The 19,126-nt window shown below is 41.1% G+C and carries 19 protein-coding genes and 2 pseudogenes; 20 read left to right on the top strand and 1 reads right to left on the bottom strand.

What is annotated here, in order from left to right:
* The first annotated feature begins 28 nt into the window (after positions 1–28).
* The 12 genes and pseudogenes from QS39_RS02525 to purB all read left to right on the top strand — a co-directional run bounded on the left by QS39_RS02525 (position 29) and on the right by purB (position 9,593).
* The gene (locus QS39_RS02525; RefSeq protein ID WP_077804546.1) at positions 29–493 is read left to right on the top strand and encodes a GNAT family N-acetyltransferase; all 465 of its coding nucleotides are present in this window, start codon (positions 29–31) and stop codon (positions 491–493) included.
* A gap of 1 nt (position 494) precedes the next feature.
* A pseudogene (locus QS39_RS10650) lies at positions 495–648 on the top strand (bifunctional phosphoribosylaminoimidazolecarboxamide formyltransferase/IMP cyclohydrolase); the annotation flags it as partial.
* Positions 649–719: 71 nt separating this feature from the next.
* Positions 720–1,229 carry a VanZ family protein gene (locus tag QS39_RS02535; RefSeq protein ID WP_077804548.1) on the top strand — a complete coding sequence of 170 codons (510 nt, stop codon included), beginning with the start codon at positions 720–722 and terminating at the stop codon, positions 1,227–1,229.
* Positions 1,230–1,253: 24 nt separating this feature from the next.
* The gene (gene purH, locus QS39_RS02540) at positions 1,254–2,801 is read left to right on the top strand and encodes a bifunctional phosphoribosylaminoimidazolecarboxamide formyltransferase/IMP cyclohydrolase (protein ID WP_077804549.1); all 1,548 of its coding nucleotides are present in this window, start codon (positions 1,254–1,256) and stop codon (positions 2,799–2,801) included.
* A 121-nt stretch (positions 2,802–2,922) separates the two neighbouring features.
* Complete coding sequence (gene purD, locus QS39_RS02545) at positions 2,923–4,188, top strand: phosphoribosylamine--glycine ligase (RefSeq protein ID WP_077804550.1); 1,266 nt, start codon at positions 2,923–2,925, stop codon at positions 4,186–4,188.
* Positions 4,189–4,455: 267 nt separating this feature from the next.
* Positions 4,456–4,568: pseudogene (locus tag QS39_RS11490) on the top strand (phosphoribosylaminoimidazole carboxylase); the annotation flags it as partial.
* 33 nt (positions 4,569–4,601) lie between these two features.
* Positions 4,602–5,093 (top strand): 5-(carboxyamino)imidazole ribonucleotide mutase, encoded by a 492-nt coding sequence (purE, locus tag QS39_RS02555; RefSeq protein WP_077805508.1) that lies wholly within the window; start codon positions 4,602–4,604, stop codon positions 5,091–5,093.
* Entirely contained in the window at positions 5,080–6,171 is a 1,092-nt protein-coding gene (purK, locus tag QS39_RS02560) for a 5-(carboxyamino)imidazole ribonucleotide synthase (RefSeq protein ID WP_077804551.1), read from the top strand. Before purE ends, purK begins: the two co-directional genes overlap by 14 nt.
* 1 nt (position 6,172) lies before the next feature.
* A complete protein-coding gene (locus QS39_RS02565; protein ID WP_142761234.1) occupies positions 6,173–6,430 on the top strand; it encodes a hypothetical protein in 258 nt (85 codons plus the stop codon).
* 25 nt (positions 6,431–6,455) lie between these two features.
* Positions 6,456–7,148: a hypothetical protein gene (locus QS39_RS02570; RefSeq protein ID WP_142761235.1), complete on the top strand. Its 693-nt coding sequence runs from the start codon at positions 6,456–6,458 to the stop codon at positions 7,146–7,148.
* Positions 7,149–7,234: 86 nt separating this feature from the next.
* Complete coding sequence (locus tag QS39_RS02575) at positions 7,235–8,137, top strand: HNH endonuclease (protein ID WP_077804553.1); 903 nt, start codon at positions 7,235–7,237, stop codon at positions 8,135–8,137.
* Between the two features lie 160 nt (positions 8,138–8,297).
* Positions 8,298–9,593, top strand: a complete 1,296-nt coding sequence (gene purB / locus QS39_RS02580; RefSeq protein WP_077804554.1) for an adenylosuccinate lyase — start codon at positions 8,298–8,300, stop codon at positions 9,591–9,593.
* A 215-nt stretch (positions 9,594–9,808) separates the two neighbouring features.
* Here purB and QS39_RS02585 read toward each other — a convergent pair whose 3' ends face one another.
* Entirely contained in the window at positions 9,809–10,525 is a 717-nt protein-coding gene (locus tag QS39_RS02585) for a GntR family transcriptional regulator (RefSeq protein WP_001007194.1), read from the bottom strand.
* Positions 10,526–10,844: 319 nt separating this feature from the next.
* Between QS39_RS02585 and QS39_RS02590 the strand changes: the two genes are divergently transcribed.
* From QS39_RS02590 to QS39_RS02625, 8 genes are all read left to right on the top strand, one after another.
* Positions 10,845–12,632, top strand: a complete 1,788-nt coding sequence (locus QS39_RS02590) for a glycoside hydrolase family 35 protein (protein WP_077804555.1) — start codon at positions 10,845–10,847, stop codon at positions 12,630–12,632.
* Positions 12,629–13,105 (top strand): PTS sugar transporter subunit IIB, encoded by a 477-nt coding sequence (locus QS39_RS02595; protein WP_000156970.1) that lies wholly within the window; start codon positions 12,629–12,631, stop codon positions 13,103–13,105. The genes QS39_RS02590 and QS39_RS02595 overlap by 4 nt, the downstream gene beginning before the upstream one ends.
* A gap of 26 nt (positions 13,106–13,131) precedes the next feature.
* Entirely contained in the window at positions 13,132–14,037 is a 906-nt protein-coding gene (locus QS39_RS02600; RefSeq protein ID WP_000617018.1) for a PTS mannose/fructose/sorbose/N-acetylgalactosamine transporter subunit IIC, read from the top strand.
* Positions 14,024–14,845, top strand: coding sequence for a PTS system mannose/fructose/sorbose family transporter subunit IID (locus QS39_RS02605; protein ID WP_000185294.1), 822 nt, complete (start codon positions 14,024–14,026; stop codon positions 14,843–14,845). The genes QS39_RS02600 and QS39_RS02605 overlap by 14 nt, the downstream gene beginning before the upstream one ends.
* 3 nt (positions 14,846–14,848) lie before the next feature.
* Complete coding sequence (locus QS39_RS02610; protein WP_077804556.1) at positions 14,849–15,253, top strand: PTS sugar transporter subunit IIA; 405 nt, start codon at positions 14,849–14,851, stop codon at positions 15,251–15,253.
* 210 nt (positions 15,254–15,463) lie between these two features.
* Positions 15,464–16,630, top strand: coding sequence for an SIS domain-containing protein (locus tag QS39_RS02615; RefSeq protein ID WP_077804557.1), 1,167 nt, complete (start codon positions 15,464–15,466; stop codon positions 16,628–16,630).
* 115 nt (positions 16,631–16,745) lie between these two features.
* The gene (locus QS39_RS02620; protein WP_077804558.1) at positions 16,746–17,783 is read left to right on the top strand and encodes an aldose epimerase family protein; all 1,038 of its coding nucleotides are present in this window, start codon (positions 16,746–16,748) and stop codon (positions 17,781–17,783) included.
* Between the two features lie 136 nt (positions 17,784–17,919).
* Positions 17,920–19,116, top strand: a complete 1,197-nt coding sequence (locus QS39_RS02625; RefSeq protein ID WP_023944056.1) for a CAP domain-containing protein — start codon at positions 17,920–17,922, stop codon at positions 19,114–19,116.
* Positions 19,117–19,126: the final 10 nt, after the last annotated feature.

The following is a 19,126-nucleotide window of genomic DNA, read 5'->3' on the forward strand; positions in this document are numbered from 1 at the left end:
TGATTGTGCAATCTTGCTAGGAGAAAAAATGATTGAGATAAAATTAGTAGATGAGAGCAGTTTTCAGGCAGTGCTGGATTTGAAAATATCTGAAGCTGATGAACGAGCACGTTTCGTGTCTCCAAATGTACGCTCTTTAGCTGACGCATGGCTCTACCGAGAGAATGGGGATGTGTTTCCAATGGCAATTTATTGGAATGAGCTTGTGGTTGGTTTTCTCCTGTTGGAAATAGATAAGGATGAAGCGGAATACTTTATCTGGCGGATAATGATTGGTCAGCAGTACCAAGGAAGAGGTTATGGACGAAAAGCCGTGGAAGTTCTGATCAAAAAGGCTCAGATGGATAGCGCTTGCAATCATATTATCGCAGATTATGTGGTTGGAAATGAAAAAATGAAGCACCTGTTGACTAGTTTGGGTTTTCAGGAAACAGGATTTATAGAAGAAAATAATGAAGTCGCTATGCGCTTGGACCTAAAGAAAGAGGAATAGAATGACGAAAAAAGCTTTAATCAGTGTCTCAAACAAAGAGGGCATTGTTGAATTTGCCCAAGAACTTAAAAAAACTCGGTTGGGACACCATCTCAACAGGTGGAACCAAGGTTGCCCTTGATAATGCTGGGGTGAGCACCATTGCCATTGATGATTCATATGATATCTTTGCTTTTAAATTGGAGTCAGTGCTTGTTGAAGACGGCTTCAAACGGAGGTATTTGTAATGTTAGAATCTAAAAAAACAACTCGATATGTATTTTATGTCTATCTGATGTTATTAACTTGGGGAATCTTATTTAAGTTTGAAACTAATCCTGAATTTATAGCATTTTTCTTAGCTCCAAGGTACATCAATTGGATTCCATTTTCAGAACCATTAATAGTAGATGGAAAAATTGTTTTTGCTGAGATGTTATTTAATCTGATTTCCTTTATTCCATTAGGTGTTTGTTTCCCTCTGATAAAAACTAATTTATCTAGTTTAAAAATAATCGGGACAGGTTTCTTGATTAGTCTATTGTTTGAGTGCTTACAGTATATTTTAGCAATAGGGATAACAGATATAACGGATTTGGCTTTAAATACGCTAGGTGTTTGTGTAGGCTTACTGATTTATCAAATTTTTATAAGAGTGTTCAAATCACAGACTAGAAAATGGGTCAATATCTTAGGTATGCTTAGCCTTGGTTTTGCTTATTTTGTTTTACTGTTACTGCATTTAATTGGTGTTTAACTAATGATTAAAAAGGAGAATATAATGACTAAACGCGCCTTAATCAGCGTCTCAGACAAAGCGGGCATTGTTGAATTTGCCCAAGAACTTAAAAAATTTGGTTGGGATATTATCTCGACAGGTGGGACAAAGGTTGCCCTTGACAATGCTGGGATAGAGACTATTGTCATCGATGACGTGACTGGTTTTCCAGAGATGATGGACGGTCGCGTCAAGACTCTTCACCCAAATATCCATGGTGGGCTCCTCGCTCGTCGTGACTTGGATAGCCACCTAGAGGCTGCTAAGGAGAACCAAATTGAGCTTATTGACCTTGTTGTGGTCAACCTCTACCCATTCAAGGAAACCATTCTCAAACCAGATGTGACTTATGCTGATGCGGTGGAGAATATCGATATCGGTGGGCCATCTATGCTTCGTTCAGCAGCTAAAAACCATGCCAGCGTGACGGTTGTGGTAGACCCTGCTGACTATGCAGTGGTTTTGGATGAGTTGTCAGCCAATGGTGAAACGACTTACGAAACTCGCCAACGTTTAGCAGCCAAGGTTTTCCGCCACACTGCGGCTTATGATGCCTTGATTGCAGAATACTTCACAGCTCAAGTGGGTGAAAGCAAGCCTGAAAAGTTGACCTTGACTTATGACCTCAAGCAAGCCATGCGTTACGGTGAGAACCCTCAACAAGACGCGGATTTCTACCAAAAAGCTTTGCCAACAGACTATTCCATTGCTTCAGCCGAACAGCTCAATGGGAAAGAATTGTCATTCAACAATATCCGTGACGCTGATGCGGCCATTCGTATCATCCGTGACTTCAAAGACCGTCCAACCGTTGTGGCTCTCAAACATATGAACCCATGTGGAATCGGTCAGGCTGATGACATCGAGACTGCTTGGGACTACGCTTATGAGTCTGACCCAGTGTCTATCTTTGGTGGTATCGTTGTTCTTAACCGTGAGGTGGATGCTGCGACAGCTGAGAAGATGCATGGTGTATTCCTTGAAATCATCATTGCACCAAGCTATACGGATGAAGCGCTAGCCATTTTGACCAACAAAAAGAAAAACTTGCGTATCCTTGCCTTGCCATTTGATGCTCAAGAGGCCAGTGAAGTGGAAGCAGAATACACAGGTGTAGTTGGTGGACTTCTGGTGCAAAACCAAGACGTTATCAAAGAAAGTCCAGCTGACTGGCAAGTGGTGACCAAACGCCAACCAACTGAGACAGAAGCAACTGCTCTTGAATTTGCTTGGAAGGCCATCAAGTACGTGAAATCAAACGGTATCATTGTGACCAACGACCACATGACACTTGGTGTTGGCCCGGGTCAAACCAATCGTGTGGCCTCTGTGCGTATTGCCATTGAACAAGCTAAAAATCGTCTTGACGGAGCTGTGCTTGCTTCCGATGCCTTCTTCCCATTTGCCGATAACGTGGAAGAAATCGCTAAAGCAGGTATTAAGGCCATCATCCAGCCGGGAGGCTCCGTCCGTGACCAAGAATCCATCGAAGCTGCTGACAAATATGGCTTGACCATGGTCTTCACAGGCGTGAGACATTTTAGACATTAAGAACGTAAAGGAGAGAAAACAGTTTCTTTCCTTTTTTTGCGTAAAAACGCGGAGTGAAACAAGATTAAAACGAACGTTTGTGGTATAATGTTAGTAAATAATTCGCAAAAGAGGTTGTAAGATGAAGCTGTTGGTTGTCGGTTCGGGTGGTCGTGAACATGCGATTGCTAAGAAGTTGCTTGAGTCAAAAGAGGTAGAAAAGGTTTTTGTTGCTCCTGGGAATGATGGGATGACTCTGGATGGTTTGGAGGTGGTAAATATCTCTATTTCCGAACATTCTAAATTGGTTGAGTTTGTAAAAGCCAACGATGTTGCTTGGACCTTTATAGGGCCAGATGACGCCCTTGCGGCTGGTATCGTGGATGATTTCCATGCAGCTGGTCTCAAAGCCTTTGGTCCGACAAGATTGGCAGCTGAGCTGGAGTGGTCCAAGGATTTTGCCAAGGAAATCATGGTCAAATACGGCGTTCCGACAGCAGCCTATGGCACATTCTCAGATTTCGAGGAAGCTAAGGCCTATATCGAAAAGCAGGGTGCACCTATCGTAGTCAAGGCGGATGGCTTGGCGCTTGGGAAGGGTGTTGTCGTTGCTGAGACAGTCGAGCAAGCAGTCGAAGCAGCTCACGAGATGCTTTTGGACAATAAATTTGGTGACTCAGGTGCGCGTGTGGTTATCGAGGAGTTTCTTGAAGGTGAGGAATTTTCACTCTTTGCCTTTGTCAATGGTGATAAGTTCTACATCATGCCAACGGCTCAGGACCACAAACGTGCCTACGATGGAGACAAAGGGCCTAACACAGGTGGTATGGGTGCCTATGCGCCAGTTCCACACTTACCACATAGTGTAGTTTATACAGCGGTTGACACCATTGTCAAGCCAGTCCTCGAAGGGATGATTAAAGAAGGTCGCCCTTATCTGGGTGTTCTTTATGCGGGGCTTATCTTGACAGCTGATGGACCTAAGGTTATCGAGTTTAACGCTCGCTTTGGAGATCCTGAAACGCAAATCATCTTGCCTCGTTTAACATCTGACTTTGCACAAAATATTACGGATATCATCGATGGCAAGGAGCCAAACATCACCTGGACGGACAAGGGTGTGACTCTGGGTGTGGTTGTCGCATCCAAGGGTTATCCGTTAGACTATGAAAAAGGTGTCAAGTTGCCAGCCAAGACAGAAGGCGACATCATAACCTACTATGCAGGTGCGAAATTCGCTGAAAATGAGCAAGGCCTTCTTTCAAACGGCGGACGTGTCTATATGCTCGTCAACACAGCAGAAACCGTCAAAGAAGCCCAAACCACTATCTACAAGGAACTTGACAAACAAAACACAGAAGGCCTCTTTTACCGAACCGATATTGGGAGTAAGGCGATAAAAGATTAAAAGACACTAAATTAATCATGGCGAGCGAAAGCGAACCACTATAGAATAATCGTCGCGGTAGTGGAACTCCTAGTAGCAAAGCTACTAGGAGCGGAAAACTGGAGACCTAGGCTCTAGTTTTAGTAATGGAGCGCCATAGGCGGTCGCTTACGTCCGCACTACACTAGACGATTATTAAAAAGAAAAAAAGGAAAAATTCACAAAATACGTTAATGGTCGCATAACTTGCGAGCGTTAGAGAGCTAATATAGAACAATCACCTCCGCTGTGAAAGAACGATTGGATGATAATCCAATCATTCAGGGAAATTGGAAGACTTTGGGCTTCCGATTTAGGCATGAGACACCTTTGGTGGCTACTTCCTTCCTCACCACCTAAGACCATTATCAAAAAAGAAGAAAAAAGGAAAAATTATGACTAGACCAATTATTTCCATCATCATGGGCTCAAAATCCGACTGGGCAACCATGCAAAAAACAGCAGAAGTCCTAGACCGTTTCGGTGTAGCCTACGAAAAGAAGGTTGTCTCTGCACACCGTACTCCAGACCTCATGTTCAGACATGCGGAGGAGGCTCGTAGCCGTGGCATCAAGGTCATCATCGCAGGTGCTGGAGGCGCAGCCCACTTGCCAGGAATGGTAGCAGCGAAAACAACCCTTCCTGTCATTGGGGTACCTGTCAAATCGCGTGCCCTTAGTGGTGTGGACTCGCTCTACTCTATCGTACAGATGCCAGGTGGAGTGCCTGTCGCAACTATGGCCATCGGTGAAGCAGGCGCGACCAACGCTGCCCTCTTCGCTCTCCGTCTCCTCTCAGTAGAGGATCAGGCTATCGCGACAGCATTGGCAGATTTCGCAGAAGAACAAGGAAAAATCGCAGAGGAGTCAACAAATGAGCTCATCTAAAACAATCGGAATTATCGGTGGCGGCCAGCTGGGTCAAATGATGGCCATTTCTGCTATCTACATGGGCCACAAGGTTATCGCGCTGGATCCTGCGGCTGATTGCCCAGCCTCTCGCGTAGCGGAGATCATCGTGGCGCCTTATAATGACGTGGATGCTCTGCGTCAGTTGGCTGAGCGTTGCGATGTCCTCACCTATGAGTTTGAAAATGTCGATGCTGACGGTTTGGATGCTGTTATCAAGGATGGTCAACTTCCTCAAGGAACCGACCTGCTTCGCATTTCCCAAAATCGCATCTTTGAAAAGGACTTTCTCTCAAACAAGGCTCAAGTTACTGTGGCACCTTACAAGGTTGTGACTTCTAGTCGAGACTTGGCAGATATGGACCTGTCGAAAAATTATGTCCTCAAGACAGCGACTGGTGGCTACGATGGGCATGGGCAAAAGGTCATTCGCTCAGAAGCAGACTTGGAAGAAGCATATGAACTAGCAGATTCAGCTGACTGCGTCTTGGAAGAATTCGTCAACTTTGACCTTGAAATTTCTGTCATTGTATCAGGGAATGGCAAGGATGTTACGGTTTTCCCAGTTCAGGAAAATATTCACCGAAACAACATTCTTTCAAAAACCATTGTGCCTGCTCGAATTTCTGAAAGTTTAGCAGACAAGGCCAAAGCCATGGCAGTGCGAATCGCAGAACAACTGAACTTGTCTGGAACACTTTGTGTGGAAATGTTTGCGACTGCTGATGACATCATCGTTAATGAGATTGCCCCACGTCCCCACAATTCAGGACACTACTCAATTGAAGCTTGCGACTTCTCCCAGTTTGACACCCACATTTTAGGTGTTCTGGGAGCATCATTGCCAGAAATTAAATTACATGCACCTGCCGTCATGCTCAATGTTCTCGGCCAGCATGTCGAGGCCGCTGAAAAATATGTCGCAGAAAATCCAAGCGCCCACCTCCACATGTATGGTAAAATAGAAGCAAAGCACAACCGCAAGATGGGACATGTGACTTTGTTTAGTGATGTACCGGATAGTATGGTTGAGTTTGGGGAGGGGATTGATTTTTGAAATGACAGAAGAATTTGATGATGTATTTGAAGATGATATTACTACTCTAACATTTACTTATGCGGATGATGTAGTCATTCCAGAAATTCCAGATGCAGAAGGGATTCATATTGTAGAGAGAATAAATAATCAACTAATAATAGAGCATACGCGCGATGATGATGAGGTCTATGATTATATAAAGAGTTTTGGATTAACGAGCCGTCCTATAAAACTTTCGATTGAATTTTTTGCTTACGAAGATCTTGAGGAAGAATAGTATTTAAATTGAATGGGGAGAATTTATGATTCAACTCTTTGTCAACACTTTTGTAAAAAAAGATAATCAGTTAGAAAATTTGTCTCACATCGCTACGATAGTTGGAGTTCTATTAGCAATTATTGTTGCGATCGGGGGAGTTATTAAATATTTTAGTGAGAAAAAAGATAAGAAGTATGAACAATATATAGAGGAAAAAAGAAATAAAGGAGAGAAGTTAACAGAAACCTACAATGAGCTACTTAAGATTATTGCTTTATTTCCTAATAAAACGCCCTATGATATTATGACTAACCTACCGTTTTCCCCAGTATTTAACCGAGAAGATTTTGATACGGTAAATAGAATTTTGGAAATTCAGATTAAGGAAGATTATCAAAAACGATTAGAGCGAGAAGGTCTTACTTATCAAGATGAAGAAGATATCAAAACAGAAATTTGGAATAGAGAATACTATATCAAAGAAATAGAAAAAATCAAAAATCAGTATTTTTTAGCTAAGAAAGGATATGAACAATTTAGAAGAAACGATAAAATTATTGAACTGTATGCCAGTCAAGACGTAAAAAATTGCTTAGTCAAGTTTGATGTTACTTGGCACAACGCTTTTATTGCAGGTAGATTTTTAGAATATAACGATGGTAGAAATAATAAATTGGATGATATTCGTTGGGAACTTGAAAGGGTAATCAGAGAAGATTTGGGTGTTATGAAATAAAAAATGGTTTATTTGATATTGCTTATTTTATCGTTTGTATGTGATATATAATTTCATAAGTCATAAAAGAGATTTGGGAAACAGAGATGAATGAAAAAAATCAAAAATGTATAATATGTGCGATTGAAAAATCGGGAAAAGACTTTAATACAGAACATATAATTCTTGAGAGTTTAGGTGGAAAAAGATTTTCGGAGAATACACTTAACGATGTATGTGTGGGTTGTAATTCAAAATTAGGAATGCATGTTGATTCGAGATTTGTAAACAGTCCATTACTAGAGTTTATTCGTAATAGGAAAGGTATTAAAGGAAGGAACGGAGTCCCTGGTTTAGAAAAATTAGATATTCCCTTTTGGATTCCAGAAATTATAGGAAATCTGGTGACTGATAGCAATACAGGAGATATAACTGGCTTCAGAGCAAAATATGGAAAAAGCAAAAATTTTATTTTTGCTCCTAAAAATGTTAATTTAGGATATTTTAAAAATCATGTAAAATCTTGCAGTGATGAAGAGATAAAAACTAGAATTATTGATTTTGATAACGTCCCGCTTTTTCCACGAATTGATAATATTAGTCTTCCTCATGAGGCAGTAGAAGGGTACTTAAAGTATGCATTCTTTCCTTTATCTTTGAAAATATCATTTGAATATGCATATAAATATCTAGGAGAGCAATGGTTAAACCAAACGATTTCAAAAGATATACAGAAAGTTCTAGTTCAATTATGTCAAGGAAATACACTAATCAAAGTCCCCACAGATACCAATTTATATATGGGGGATAAACCTTCAAATGAAATAATGGTTGAGTTTGAAGGAGAGGGTGATAAAATTTATGTGAGGATTGATATTTTTGGTATTTTTAATTCTAAAATGTTAATAGGTTATAAAAATTCACTAACAAATCTAGGAAGTGAGTATCCAAAGTTGAAGATTGATGTAAGTAGTTCTAACGTAAAGGATTTTAAGGTTATATATCTATAAAAATTAGAAAGTATTCATAAGAGTTAACTATAGAATAAAATGAAAAAGCTGAAGCATTTGAATAGAGACAAACCAAGGTTATTGAAGATAAACAATTTTAATAAGATACCCCTTGGTTGCTTATCTGATGTGAAACATTAAAAGAAAGGAAAATAAAACAATGATCAACCGTTACTCTCGCCCTGAGATGGCGAACATTTGGAGTGAAGAAAATAAATACCGTGCTTGGCTTGAGGTAGAAATCTTGGCTGACGAGGCATGGGCTGAGTTGGGGGAAATCCCTAAGGAAGATGTGGCTTTGATTCGTGAGAAAGCGGACTTTGACATCGACCGCATTTTGGAGATCGAGCAAGAGACTCGTCACGATGTGGTGGCTTTCACACGTGCGGTTTCTGAAACGCTTGGTGAGGAGCGCAAGTGGGTCCACTATGGATTGACTTCTACTGATGTGGTGGACACGGCCTACGGTTACCTTTACAAGCAGGCCAACGACATCATCCGTCGTGACCTTGAAAACTTCACCAACATCATCGCTGATAAGGCTAAGGAACACAAGTTCACCATCATGATGGGTCGTACCCACGGTGTGCACGCTGAACCTACAACCTTTGGTCTTAAATTGGCGACTTGGTATAGCGAAATGAAGCGCAACATCGAGCGTTTCGAGCATGCGGCTGCTGGAGTGGAAGCTGGCAAGATTTCTGGTGCGGTTGGTAACTTTGCCAACATCCCACCATTTGTTGAAAAATATGTCTGCGACAAGCTTGGTATCCGTGCCCAAGAAATCTCAACACAGGTCCTTCCTCGTGACCTTCACGCTGAGTACTTTGCAGTTCTTGCCAGCATCGCGACTTCTATTGAACGTATGGCGACTGAGATTCGTGGTCTTCAAAAATCAGAACAACGCGAAGTGGAAGAGTTCTTTGCTAAAGGGCAAAAAGGGTCTTCAGCAATGCCTCACAAACGCAACCCTATAGGTTCTGAGAACATGACAGGTCTTGCGCGTGTTATCCGTGGTCATATGATTACAGCCTATGAAAACGTCGCTCTCTGGCACGAACGCGACATTTCCCATTCATCAGCTGAGCGCATCATCACACCAGATACGACCATTTTGATTGACTACATGCTCAACCGTTTTGGAAATATTGTCAAGAATTTGACAGTCTTCCCAGAAAACATGATCCGCAACATGAACTCTACGTTTGGTCTTATCTTTAGCCAACGTGCTATGTTGATCTTGATTGAAAAAGGGATGACCCGTGAGCAAGCTTATGACTTGGTACAACCAAAAACAGCCTACTCTTGGGACAACCAAGTAGACTTCAAACCACTGCTAGAAGCAGATCCAGAGGTGACATCACGCCTCACACAAGAAGAAATCGATGAGATCTTTAACCCAGTTTATTACACTAAACGAGTGGATGATATCTTTGAACGTCTTGGTTTAGGATAATTAAAATAAAATCGAAGTTCTATTACTCTATTTACTGGAGTAGAAGAACTTCGATTTTTCTTTTTTATTAAAGATATTTTTATAAAAAGATTCCCAATATTTTAGTAAAATTTAAACAAATTTAATCGATCTTCATTGACATATAGAAAATACAGTTTTGATGGGATATAATAATCATAGAAAAAAGCCTAAGCGATTAGGCTCAGGCTTTCTTCTTAGTGATCACGGTCACATGAAATGAATTTGATTTTGTAGTAATCCGCTCGTTTATAAGTTTCGCTGTAAGCGAGAACCTGACCAGTAGACTCTAATTTAGTAGTCTTGGTTTGTAAAACGCTAGGGAATTGTTCATCGACTCCGAGGACTGAAGCCGCATGTTCTGGAGTTGGAAATGCTATTTCATTGATTTCTTCAAAATGTTCATCATTCATGTGGATGTGATAATCCAATTTGAAACGGTTATAGATAGAGCTATAATATTCAAGATTTGGATAATTTGCGTTGATGTATTGTTCTGGAATATAAGATGTGTGATAGATGTATACGACACCATTTGTTTCGCGTACACGTTCAATCTTGTAGTAGAATTGGTTACCGCGTAGTCCAAGTTTTTCTAAGTAGCTTAGTTTGTTTCCACGCTCAATAGAAAGGACGGTCACTTTATCATCTTTAGTTTCAAAAACTTCTACATCAGAAAACTCTACGAGTTTGTGTTTGCGTGCGCGTGAAACGAATGTACCCTTTCCTTGTTGGCGGACAATATAGCCGTCTTTGGCAAGGTCGTTTAAGGCGCGGACAACTGTGATAGAACTTACATCATACATAGCGATCAATTCAGCTTCAGTGTAAAATTTATCTCCACTAGCGAATTGGCCAGAAATGATTTTGTTCTTTAATTCATCTTTTATATATTGATACTTTGGAATTGCCATAATTTCACCTCGATTTTCCTTCTCCGTTAAAGATTTTACCATAAAACCGGAAAGAATAGTAGTCTTTTGAATAAAAAAATTAGAATAATAGGCTATAAGGTTAATTTACATAAAAAATAGGAGATTTTATACATTTTTATACATGCCATCTGTTTGAAGCTATATGTCTGTAAATTCTATATCTTTATAAGTTTTTTGTGTAAAAGTTGGGGAAAAATGAAAAAAATTGTGAAAAGCTATTGACAAATGTGGTATATTGAGTTATATTCAATATATCAACAAATGAAAGCGTAAACTTTAGTTGTCAGAAGGTAAGAATATGACACGATTTGAGATACGAGATGATTTCTATCTCGATGGAAAATCATTTAAGATTTTATCTGGCGCCATTCATTATTTTAGGGTTCCTCCAGAAGATTGGTATCATTCGCTCTATAACTTGAAGGCTCTTGGTTTTAATACAGTAGAGACTTATGTGGCTTGGAATTTACATGAGCCTCGTGAGGGTGAGTTTCACTTTGAAGGAGCTCTGGATTTGGAGCGATTTCTCCAAACGGCACAAGATTTGGGTCTCTACGCTATCGTTCGTCCGTCACCCTTCATCTGTGCAGAGTGGGAATTCGGTGGTTTACCAGCTTGGCTCTTAACCAAAGATATGAGGATTCGTTCCTCAGATCCTGCTTATATTGAAGCTGTAGCTCACTACTATGACCAGCTCTTGCCACGATTGGTTCCACATTTGTTGGACAATGGTGGCAATATCCTCATGATGCAGGTTGAAAATGAGTATGGTTCTTATGGAGAAGATAAGGCTTATCTGAGAGCAATTCGACAGTTGATGGAAGAGCGTGGGGTAACCTGTCCTCTCTTTACATCCGATGGTCCATGGAGAGCTACTCTGAAAGCTGGAACCTTAATCGAAGATGACATCTTTGTAACAGGAAACTTTGGTTCTAAAGCTCCGTACAACTTTTCACAGATGCAGGAATTCTTTGATGAACATGGCAAAAAATGGCCCCTCATGTGTATGGAGTTCTGGGATGGATGGTTCAACCGTTGGAAGGAACCGATTATCACACGGGATCCGAAAGAGTTGGCAGATGCAGTTCGAGAGGTTTTGGAACAAGGCTCTATCAATCTTTACATGTTCCACGGTGGTACAAACTTTGGTTTCATGAATGGTTGTTCGGCTCGAGGGACTTTGGACTTACCACAAGTTACATCTTACGATTACGATGCTCTTCTAGATGAAGAAGGAAATCCAACTGCCAAATATCTGGCAGTCAAGAAGATGATGGCGACCCATTTCCCAGAGTATCCGCAGTTGGAACCCCTCTACAAAGAGAGTATGGAGTTGGATGCTATTCCACTAGTTGAAAAAGTTTCCTTGTTTGAAACCTTAGATAGCTTGTCCAGTCCTGTAGAAAGCCTTTATCCTAAAAAGATGGAGGAGTTGGGACAAAGTTATGGCTATCTACTCTATCGAACAGAGACAAGCTGGGATGCAGAAGAAGAAAGACTTCGTATCATTGATGGTCGAGATAGGGCCCAGCTTTATGTCGATGGTCAGTGGGTTAAAACCCAATATCAGACAGAGATTGGGGAAGATATTTTTTATCAAGGTAAAAAGAAAGCGCTATCTAGATTGGATATCTTGGTAGAAAATATGGGACGTGTCAACTATGGGCATAAGTTCTTAGCGGATACGCAACGTAAGGGAATTCGGACAGGGGTTTGTAAGGATTTGCACTTCTTACTAAACTGGAAACACTATCCACTTCCACTAGATAATCCTGAGAAAATTGATTTTTCAAAAGGATGGACAGAAGGACAACCAGCTTTTTACGCTTATGACTTTACAGTCCAAGAGCCAAAAGATACTTACCTAGACTTGTCTGAGTTTGGTAAGGGGGTTGCCTTTGTCAATGGGCAGAATCTAGGACGTTTTTGGAACGTCGGCCCAACCCTCTCTCTTTATATCCCTCATAGCTATCTCAAGGAAGGTGCCAATCGTATCATCATCTTTGAGACAGAGGGCCAATATAAAGAAGAGATTCATTTAACTCGTAAACCTACACTAAAACATATAAAGGGGGAAAACTTATGACAATTGTAGGATGCCGTATCGATGGACGTTTGATCCACGGACAAGTAGCCAATCTATGGGCTGGAAAACTAAATGTTTCACGTATTATGGTTGTAGATGACGAAGTTGTCAACAACGACGTTGAAAAGAGTGGTTTGAAACTTGCGACACCACCAGGTGTAAAATTGAGTATTTTGCCAATTGAAAAAGCGGCAGCCAATATTCTTGCTGGAAAATACGATAGCCAACGTCTCTTTATTGTGGCTCGCAAACCAGACCGCTTCCTTGGTTTGGTAGAAGCAGGTGTACCACTTGAAACCCTTAATGTTGGGAATATGTCTCAAACACCAGAAACTCGCGCCATCACACGTTCTATCAACGTAGTAGACAAGGATGTGGAAGACTTCCACAAACTGGCAGAAAAAGGTGTTAAACTTACTGCTCAAATGGTTCCAAATGATCCAATTTCAGACTTTTTGAGCTTATTAAAATAGGAAAAAATTTTTAGGAGGTCATTGTTATGATACAATGGTGGCAAATTTTACTTCTCACTTTGTACTCAGCTTATCAAATCTGTGATGAGTTGACGATCGTTTCATCTGCAGGTTCCCCTGTATTTGCTGGTTTCATTACTGGTTTAATCATGGGAGATGTGACTACTGGTCTACTTATCGGTGGTAACTTGCAACTATTCGTTCTTGGGGTTGGTACCTTCGGTGGTGCTTCTCGTATCGACGCAACTTCTGGTGCGGTTCTTGCGACAGCCTTCTCTGTTTCACAAGGAATTGATACAGCACTTGCGATTACAACAATCGCTGTGCCAGTAGCAACTCTCTTGACTTACTTCGACGTTCTTGGACGTATGACAACTACTTTCTTTGCTCACCGTGTGGATGCTGCAATCGAACGCTTTGACTATAAAGGTATTGAACGCAACTACCTACTTGGTGCGATTCCTTGGGCTCTATCTCGTGCCCTTCCAGTCTTCTTTGCGCTTGCTTTTGGTGGTGAATTTGTACAACACGTAGTAGATTTCGTTACAAAATACCAATGGGTTGCAGATGGTTTGACTCTCGCAGGACGTATGCTTCCAGGTCTTGGATTTGCAATCTTGCTTCGTTACCTTCCAGTTAAACGTAACCTTCACTACCTTGCAATGGGATTTGGTTTGACAGCTATGTTGACTGTTCTTTACTCATATGTAACAGGTCTTGGCGGCGCTGTTGCTGGTATCGTAGGTACTCTTCCTGCTGAAGTTGCGGAAAAAATTGGTTTCGTGAACAACTTCAAAGGCTTGTCTATGATTGGTATCTCTATCGTAGGTATCTTCCTTGCAGTGCTTCACTTCAAAAATAGCCAAAAAGTGGCTGTAGCAGCACCTTCTACACCATCAGAAAGTGGGGAAATCGAAGATGACGAATTCTAATTACAAACTTACAAAAGAAGATTTTAATCAAATCAACAAACGTAGCTTGTTTACTTTCCAATTGGGTTGGAACTACGAACGTATGCAAGCTTCTGGTTACCTTTACATGATCTTGCCTCAATTGCGTAAAATGTATGGGGATGGAACTCCTGAATTGAAAGAAATGATGAAAGTTCATACTCAATTCTTCAATACTTCACCATTCTTCCACACCATTATCGCTGGTTTTGACCTTGCCATGGAAGAAAAAGATGGTGTAGGTTCAAAAGATGCTGTTAACGGTATCAAGACAGGTTTGATGGGACCATTCGCTCCTCTTGGAGATACAATCTTTGGTTCACTTGTACCTGCTATCATGGGATCTATCGCAGCAACTATGGCTATCGGTGGTCAACCTTGGGGTATCTTCCTTTGGATCGCAGTTGCAGTTGCTTATGACATCTTCCGTTGGAAACAGTTGGAATTTGCCTACAAAGAAGGGGTTAACCTTATCAACAACATGCAAAGTACTTTGACAGCTTTGATTGACGCGGCATCTGTACTTGGTGTCTTCATGATGGGTGCTCTTGTAGCAACAATGATCAACTTTGAAATTTCTTACAAATGGGCAATCGGTGAGAAGATGATTGACTTCCAAGACATCTTGAACCAAATCTTCCCGCGCTTGCTTCCAGCAATCTTTACTGCCTTTATCTTCTGGTTGCTTGGTAAGAAAGGTATGAACTCTACTAAAGCTATCGGTATTATTATCGTACTTGCTTTGGCTCTTTCTGCCTTTGGTAAATTTGTACTTGGAATGGGCGCATAATTTATGGCTAAATCATTAATTTTGGTGAGCCATGGTCGTTTCTGTGAAGAACTTAAAGGTAGCACTGAAATGATTATGGGGCCACAAGACAATATCTATACAGTAGCTCTTCTTCCAGAAGATGGCCCAGAAGACTTTATTGTAAAATTTGAAGCCGCTATTGAAGGATTGGATGATTTCCTAGTCTTTGCGGATCTTCTCGGTGGAACACCATGTAACGTGGTAAGCCGTTTGATTATGGAAGGTCGTGACATCGAACTTTACGCAGGGATGAATCTTCCAATGGTGATTGAATTTATCAATGCGAGCCTTACAGGCGCAGATGCGGACTATAAGAACCGTGCTGCAGAAAGTATTGTAAAAGTCAATGATTTATTAGCGGGCTTCGATGATGATGAAGATGAATAAGATGTGACAACGTGAAAATCATAGGGAAAATAGGCGATAGGAGGATGGAGCGATGCTCCGACGATAATCGGTCTTTTTCCCCAAAGATTTTAGTTGGAACTCGATTCAATTCATGTGACAACGTAAAAATCGTTAGAGCATTTTATATAGAATATACATGGGAATGGGGCTTACTCCCATTCCCATATTTGATAGAAAAAGAGGAACTCAATGCTACATTATACAAAAGAAGACTTACTCGAATTGGGTGCAGAAATCACGACACGTGAAATCTACCAACAGCCTGATGTATGGAAAGAAGCTTTTGAATCTTATCAAGAACAAGGTGAAGAAATTGCAGCCTTCCTACAAGGGATTGCTGATAAACATGACTATATCAAGGTTATCTTGACAGGTGCGGGGACTTCTGCCTATGTAGGAGATACCTTGGTGCCTTACTTTAAGGAAGTCTATGACGAACGCAAATGGAATTTCAATGCTATTGCGACAACAGATATCGTTGCCAATCCAGAAACCTATTTGAAAAAAGATGTGGCGACTGTCCTTGTATCTTTTGCTCGTAGTGGAAATTCACCTGAAAGTGTTGCGACTGTTGATTTGGCCAAGGCCTTGGTGGATGAGCTTTATCAAGTGACGATTACTTGTGCAGCGGACGGTAAATTGGCTCTCCAAGCTCATGGCGATGAACGCAATCTCTTGCTGTTACAACCTGCTGCTTCTAATGACGCTGGCTTTGCCATGACTTCTAGCTTTACCTCTATGATGCTAACAGCTCTCTTGGTCTTTGATCCTACAGAATTTGCTGTGAAAGCTGAACGTTTTAAAGTTGTGTCTAGTCTTGCCCGTAAAGTTTTAGACAATGCAGAAGATGTCAAAGAACTTGTTGATTTAGACTTTAACCGTGTCATCTATCTAGGAGCTGGTCCTTTCTTCGGTCTTGCTCATGAAGCTCAGCTCAAGATTTTGGAATTGACAGCTGGCCAAGTGGCGACCATGTATGAAAGTCCAGTCGGCTTCCGTCACGGTCCAAAATCTCTTATCAACGAAGATACAGTTGTTTTGGTATTTGGTACAACGACAGACTACACTCGCAAGTACGACTTGGACTTGGTTCGTGAAGTTGCTGGTGACCAGATTGCTCGACGTGTTGTGCTTTTGAGTGATCAAGCCTTTGGTCTTGAAAATGTCAAAGAAGTGGCCCTTGGTTGTGGCGGTGTATTGAATGATATTTACCGTGTCTTCCCTTACATCGTTTATGCCCAACTCTTTGCCCTATTGACTTCACTCAAGGTAGAAAATAAACCTGATACACCGTCTCCTACAGGTACCGTAAACCGTGTGGTACAAGGTGTTATCATCCACGAATATCAAAAGTAAGGAAATGTTTATGAATTCTTGACAAGAGGATTTGTAAACTATCAGATAAACCATAGATTGTCAATTCGCTTTCTATGGTTTGTTTGCTTGAGAGAAATAGTAAAAGGAGAACAGAATGAAAGCATACACAGAGCGTGTATTTGGAAATGTTGAGGGTAAGGATGTCTTGGCCTATCGTTTTGAGACGGACGGTGGCTACCAGCTTGAAGTCATGACTTATGGTGCGACTATCTTGCGTTATGTCACGCCTGACAAGGCTGGAAATTTTGCCAATGTTATCTTGGGATTTGATGATTTTGATAGCTATGTAGGCAATAGTCCCAAGCATGGAGCTAGCGTAGGTCCTGTGGCGGGACGTATTGCAGGTGCGACCTTTGAATTAAATAGCAAGATCTATGACCTTGAAGTCAACAATGCTAGCAATTGTAACCACAGTGGTTCAACTGGTTGGGATTCCAGCTTGTTTGAACTAGTTGAAGTGAGCGACCATGGTCTGACCCTCTATACAGAGCGTACAGATGGGACAGGAGGATTTCCTGGAAATCTCAAGATTTGGATCAGTTATCACTTGGAAGAAACTGGTGCCTATGAAATCAGCTACAAGGTAACAACAGATCAGGATACGCTGGTCAATCCAACCAACCACAGCTATTTCAACTTGTCTGGTGATTTCACGCAGACGATTGACCGTCATGTCTTCCAACTAAACACAGAGGGCATTTACCCAATCGCTCCCGATGGTGTTCCTGCCAAAACTCCAGACGCCAATCGTGATGTGATTAAACACATCTACAATGGTGCCTTGTTGAAGGATATCTTTGCAGAAGAAGATGAGCAAATCCAGCTGGTATCTGGTTTGGATCATCCATTTGCCCTTCCTGCAGGTCATGACAATGCTGGATTCCTTTATGACCAAAATTCAGGTCGCTTCCTGCTTTTCAAGACAGAGGCTCCTTGCTTTGTGGTCTACACAGCAAACTTTGTGGATGAGAGTGTCATCATAGGAGGTCGGCCAATGGTACAGCACAATGGGATTGCCCTTGAAGCGCAAGCTTTACCAGATGCTATTCACAGTGACCTCAAAGACCAAGTCATTCTTAAAGCCGGTCAAACCTTCACTAGTAAGACACGTTATGAGCTTGTTGTGAAATAAAGGATGAAGATTCTACTTTTCGGGGTGAGTTTTATTTACCGCATGACATTGGTAGAAACGGGCAAAGAATAGGAAAATATGATATAATTTAATATCGAAAATACCTGTCCTATCTAAAGGATAAAAGGAGAAAAAGATGAAGAAAATTGTATTTGCTAGTGCCTTGGCTTTGACCTTGGCAGGAGCAGTTTTGACAACTGATGTTTTTGCGAATGACAGACTGGTGGCAACACAATCTATTAATGGTAAAAATGAAAATGTATTGACCTCAGAGGTGCTAAAACCTTCTAGTGGCAACGTTTTGGTTGGAATCAAGGGAGAATTTTTAACTCCAAATAAACAATCTATTTTGGACGCGATTAATAAGATTCGTAAGGAAGCAGCTGATGAAGGTTTGGTAGATAAGTATGTCCCTATTAAATGGTCTACTGATCTTGAGAAAACTGCTTTTGTACGAGCTACTGAGGTGTCAGTAGCTTTAAAACCTGAGCGTCTTTCTACAAAAGAAATCTGGACTGCTTTTCCATCTAGTAATAGTATAAGAGGAGAAGCTTTAGATGTGAACTATGAAGGTTTTCTAAAAGCAATTGAAAACTGGCATGCTGAGAAGGCGAATTATGTAGCGAAAAAGAAGGGTGGAACCTCTAAAGAATTTACAGGTTATTATGAGGTTTTGATCAATTCTAAATTTACCTATGTGGGTCTCGCAGCCTTTAAAAATGCAGCTAGCTCTCAGCAAGTAGCGACGATTTCTTTAGCTTTAGGTGATGATGCTTCTTCAGAGGAATTGGCTGGTGGATATGGTTCTGCTATTCAGTATACAGAAGTGACTGCCTCAAACCTTTCAACCGTTAAAAGTAAAGCTACAGTTGTAGAAAAATCGTTGAAAGATTTTAGAACATCTACATCTAGTCAGTCTGGCTGGGTACAATCTAATGGTAAATGGTATTTTTATGAGTCTGGTGATGTGAAGACAGGCTGGGTGAAAACGGGTGGCAAATGGTACTACTTGAATGATTTAGGTGTCATGCAGACTGGATTTGTAGAAGTTGATGGAACATGGTATTTCCTTGATAGTTCAGGCGCGATGTTTACAGGCTGGGGAACAGATGGTAGTAGATGGTTCTACTTTGATGGCTCAGGAGCTATGAAGACAGGCTGGTATAAGGAAAATGGTACTTGGTATTATCTTGATCAATCAGGTGTCATGAAGACAGGTTGGTTTAAAGTAGGCAAGTACTGGTACTATGCATATGGTTCAGGAGCTTTGGCAGTCAGCACAACGACACCTGACGGTTATAAAGTAAATGGCAATGGTGAATGGGTAAACTAGGCTGAAGATA

Source organism: Streptococcus mitis (assembly GCF_002005545.1).
Classification (GTDB): Bacteria; Bacillota; Bacilli; order Lactobacillales; family Streptococcaceae; genus Streptococcus; species Streptococcus mitis_I.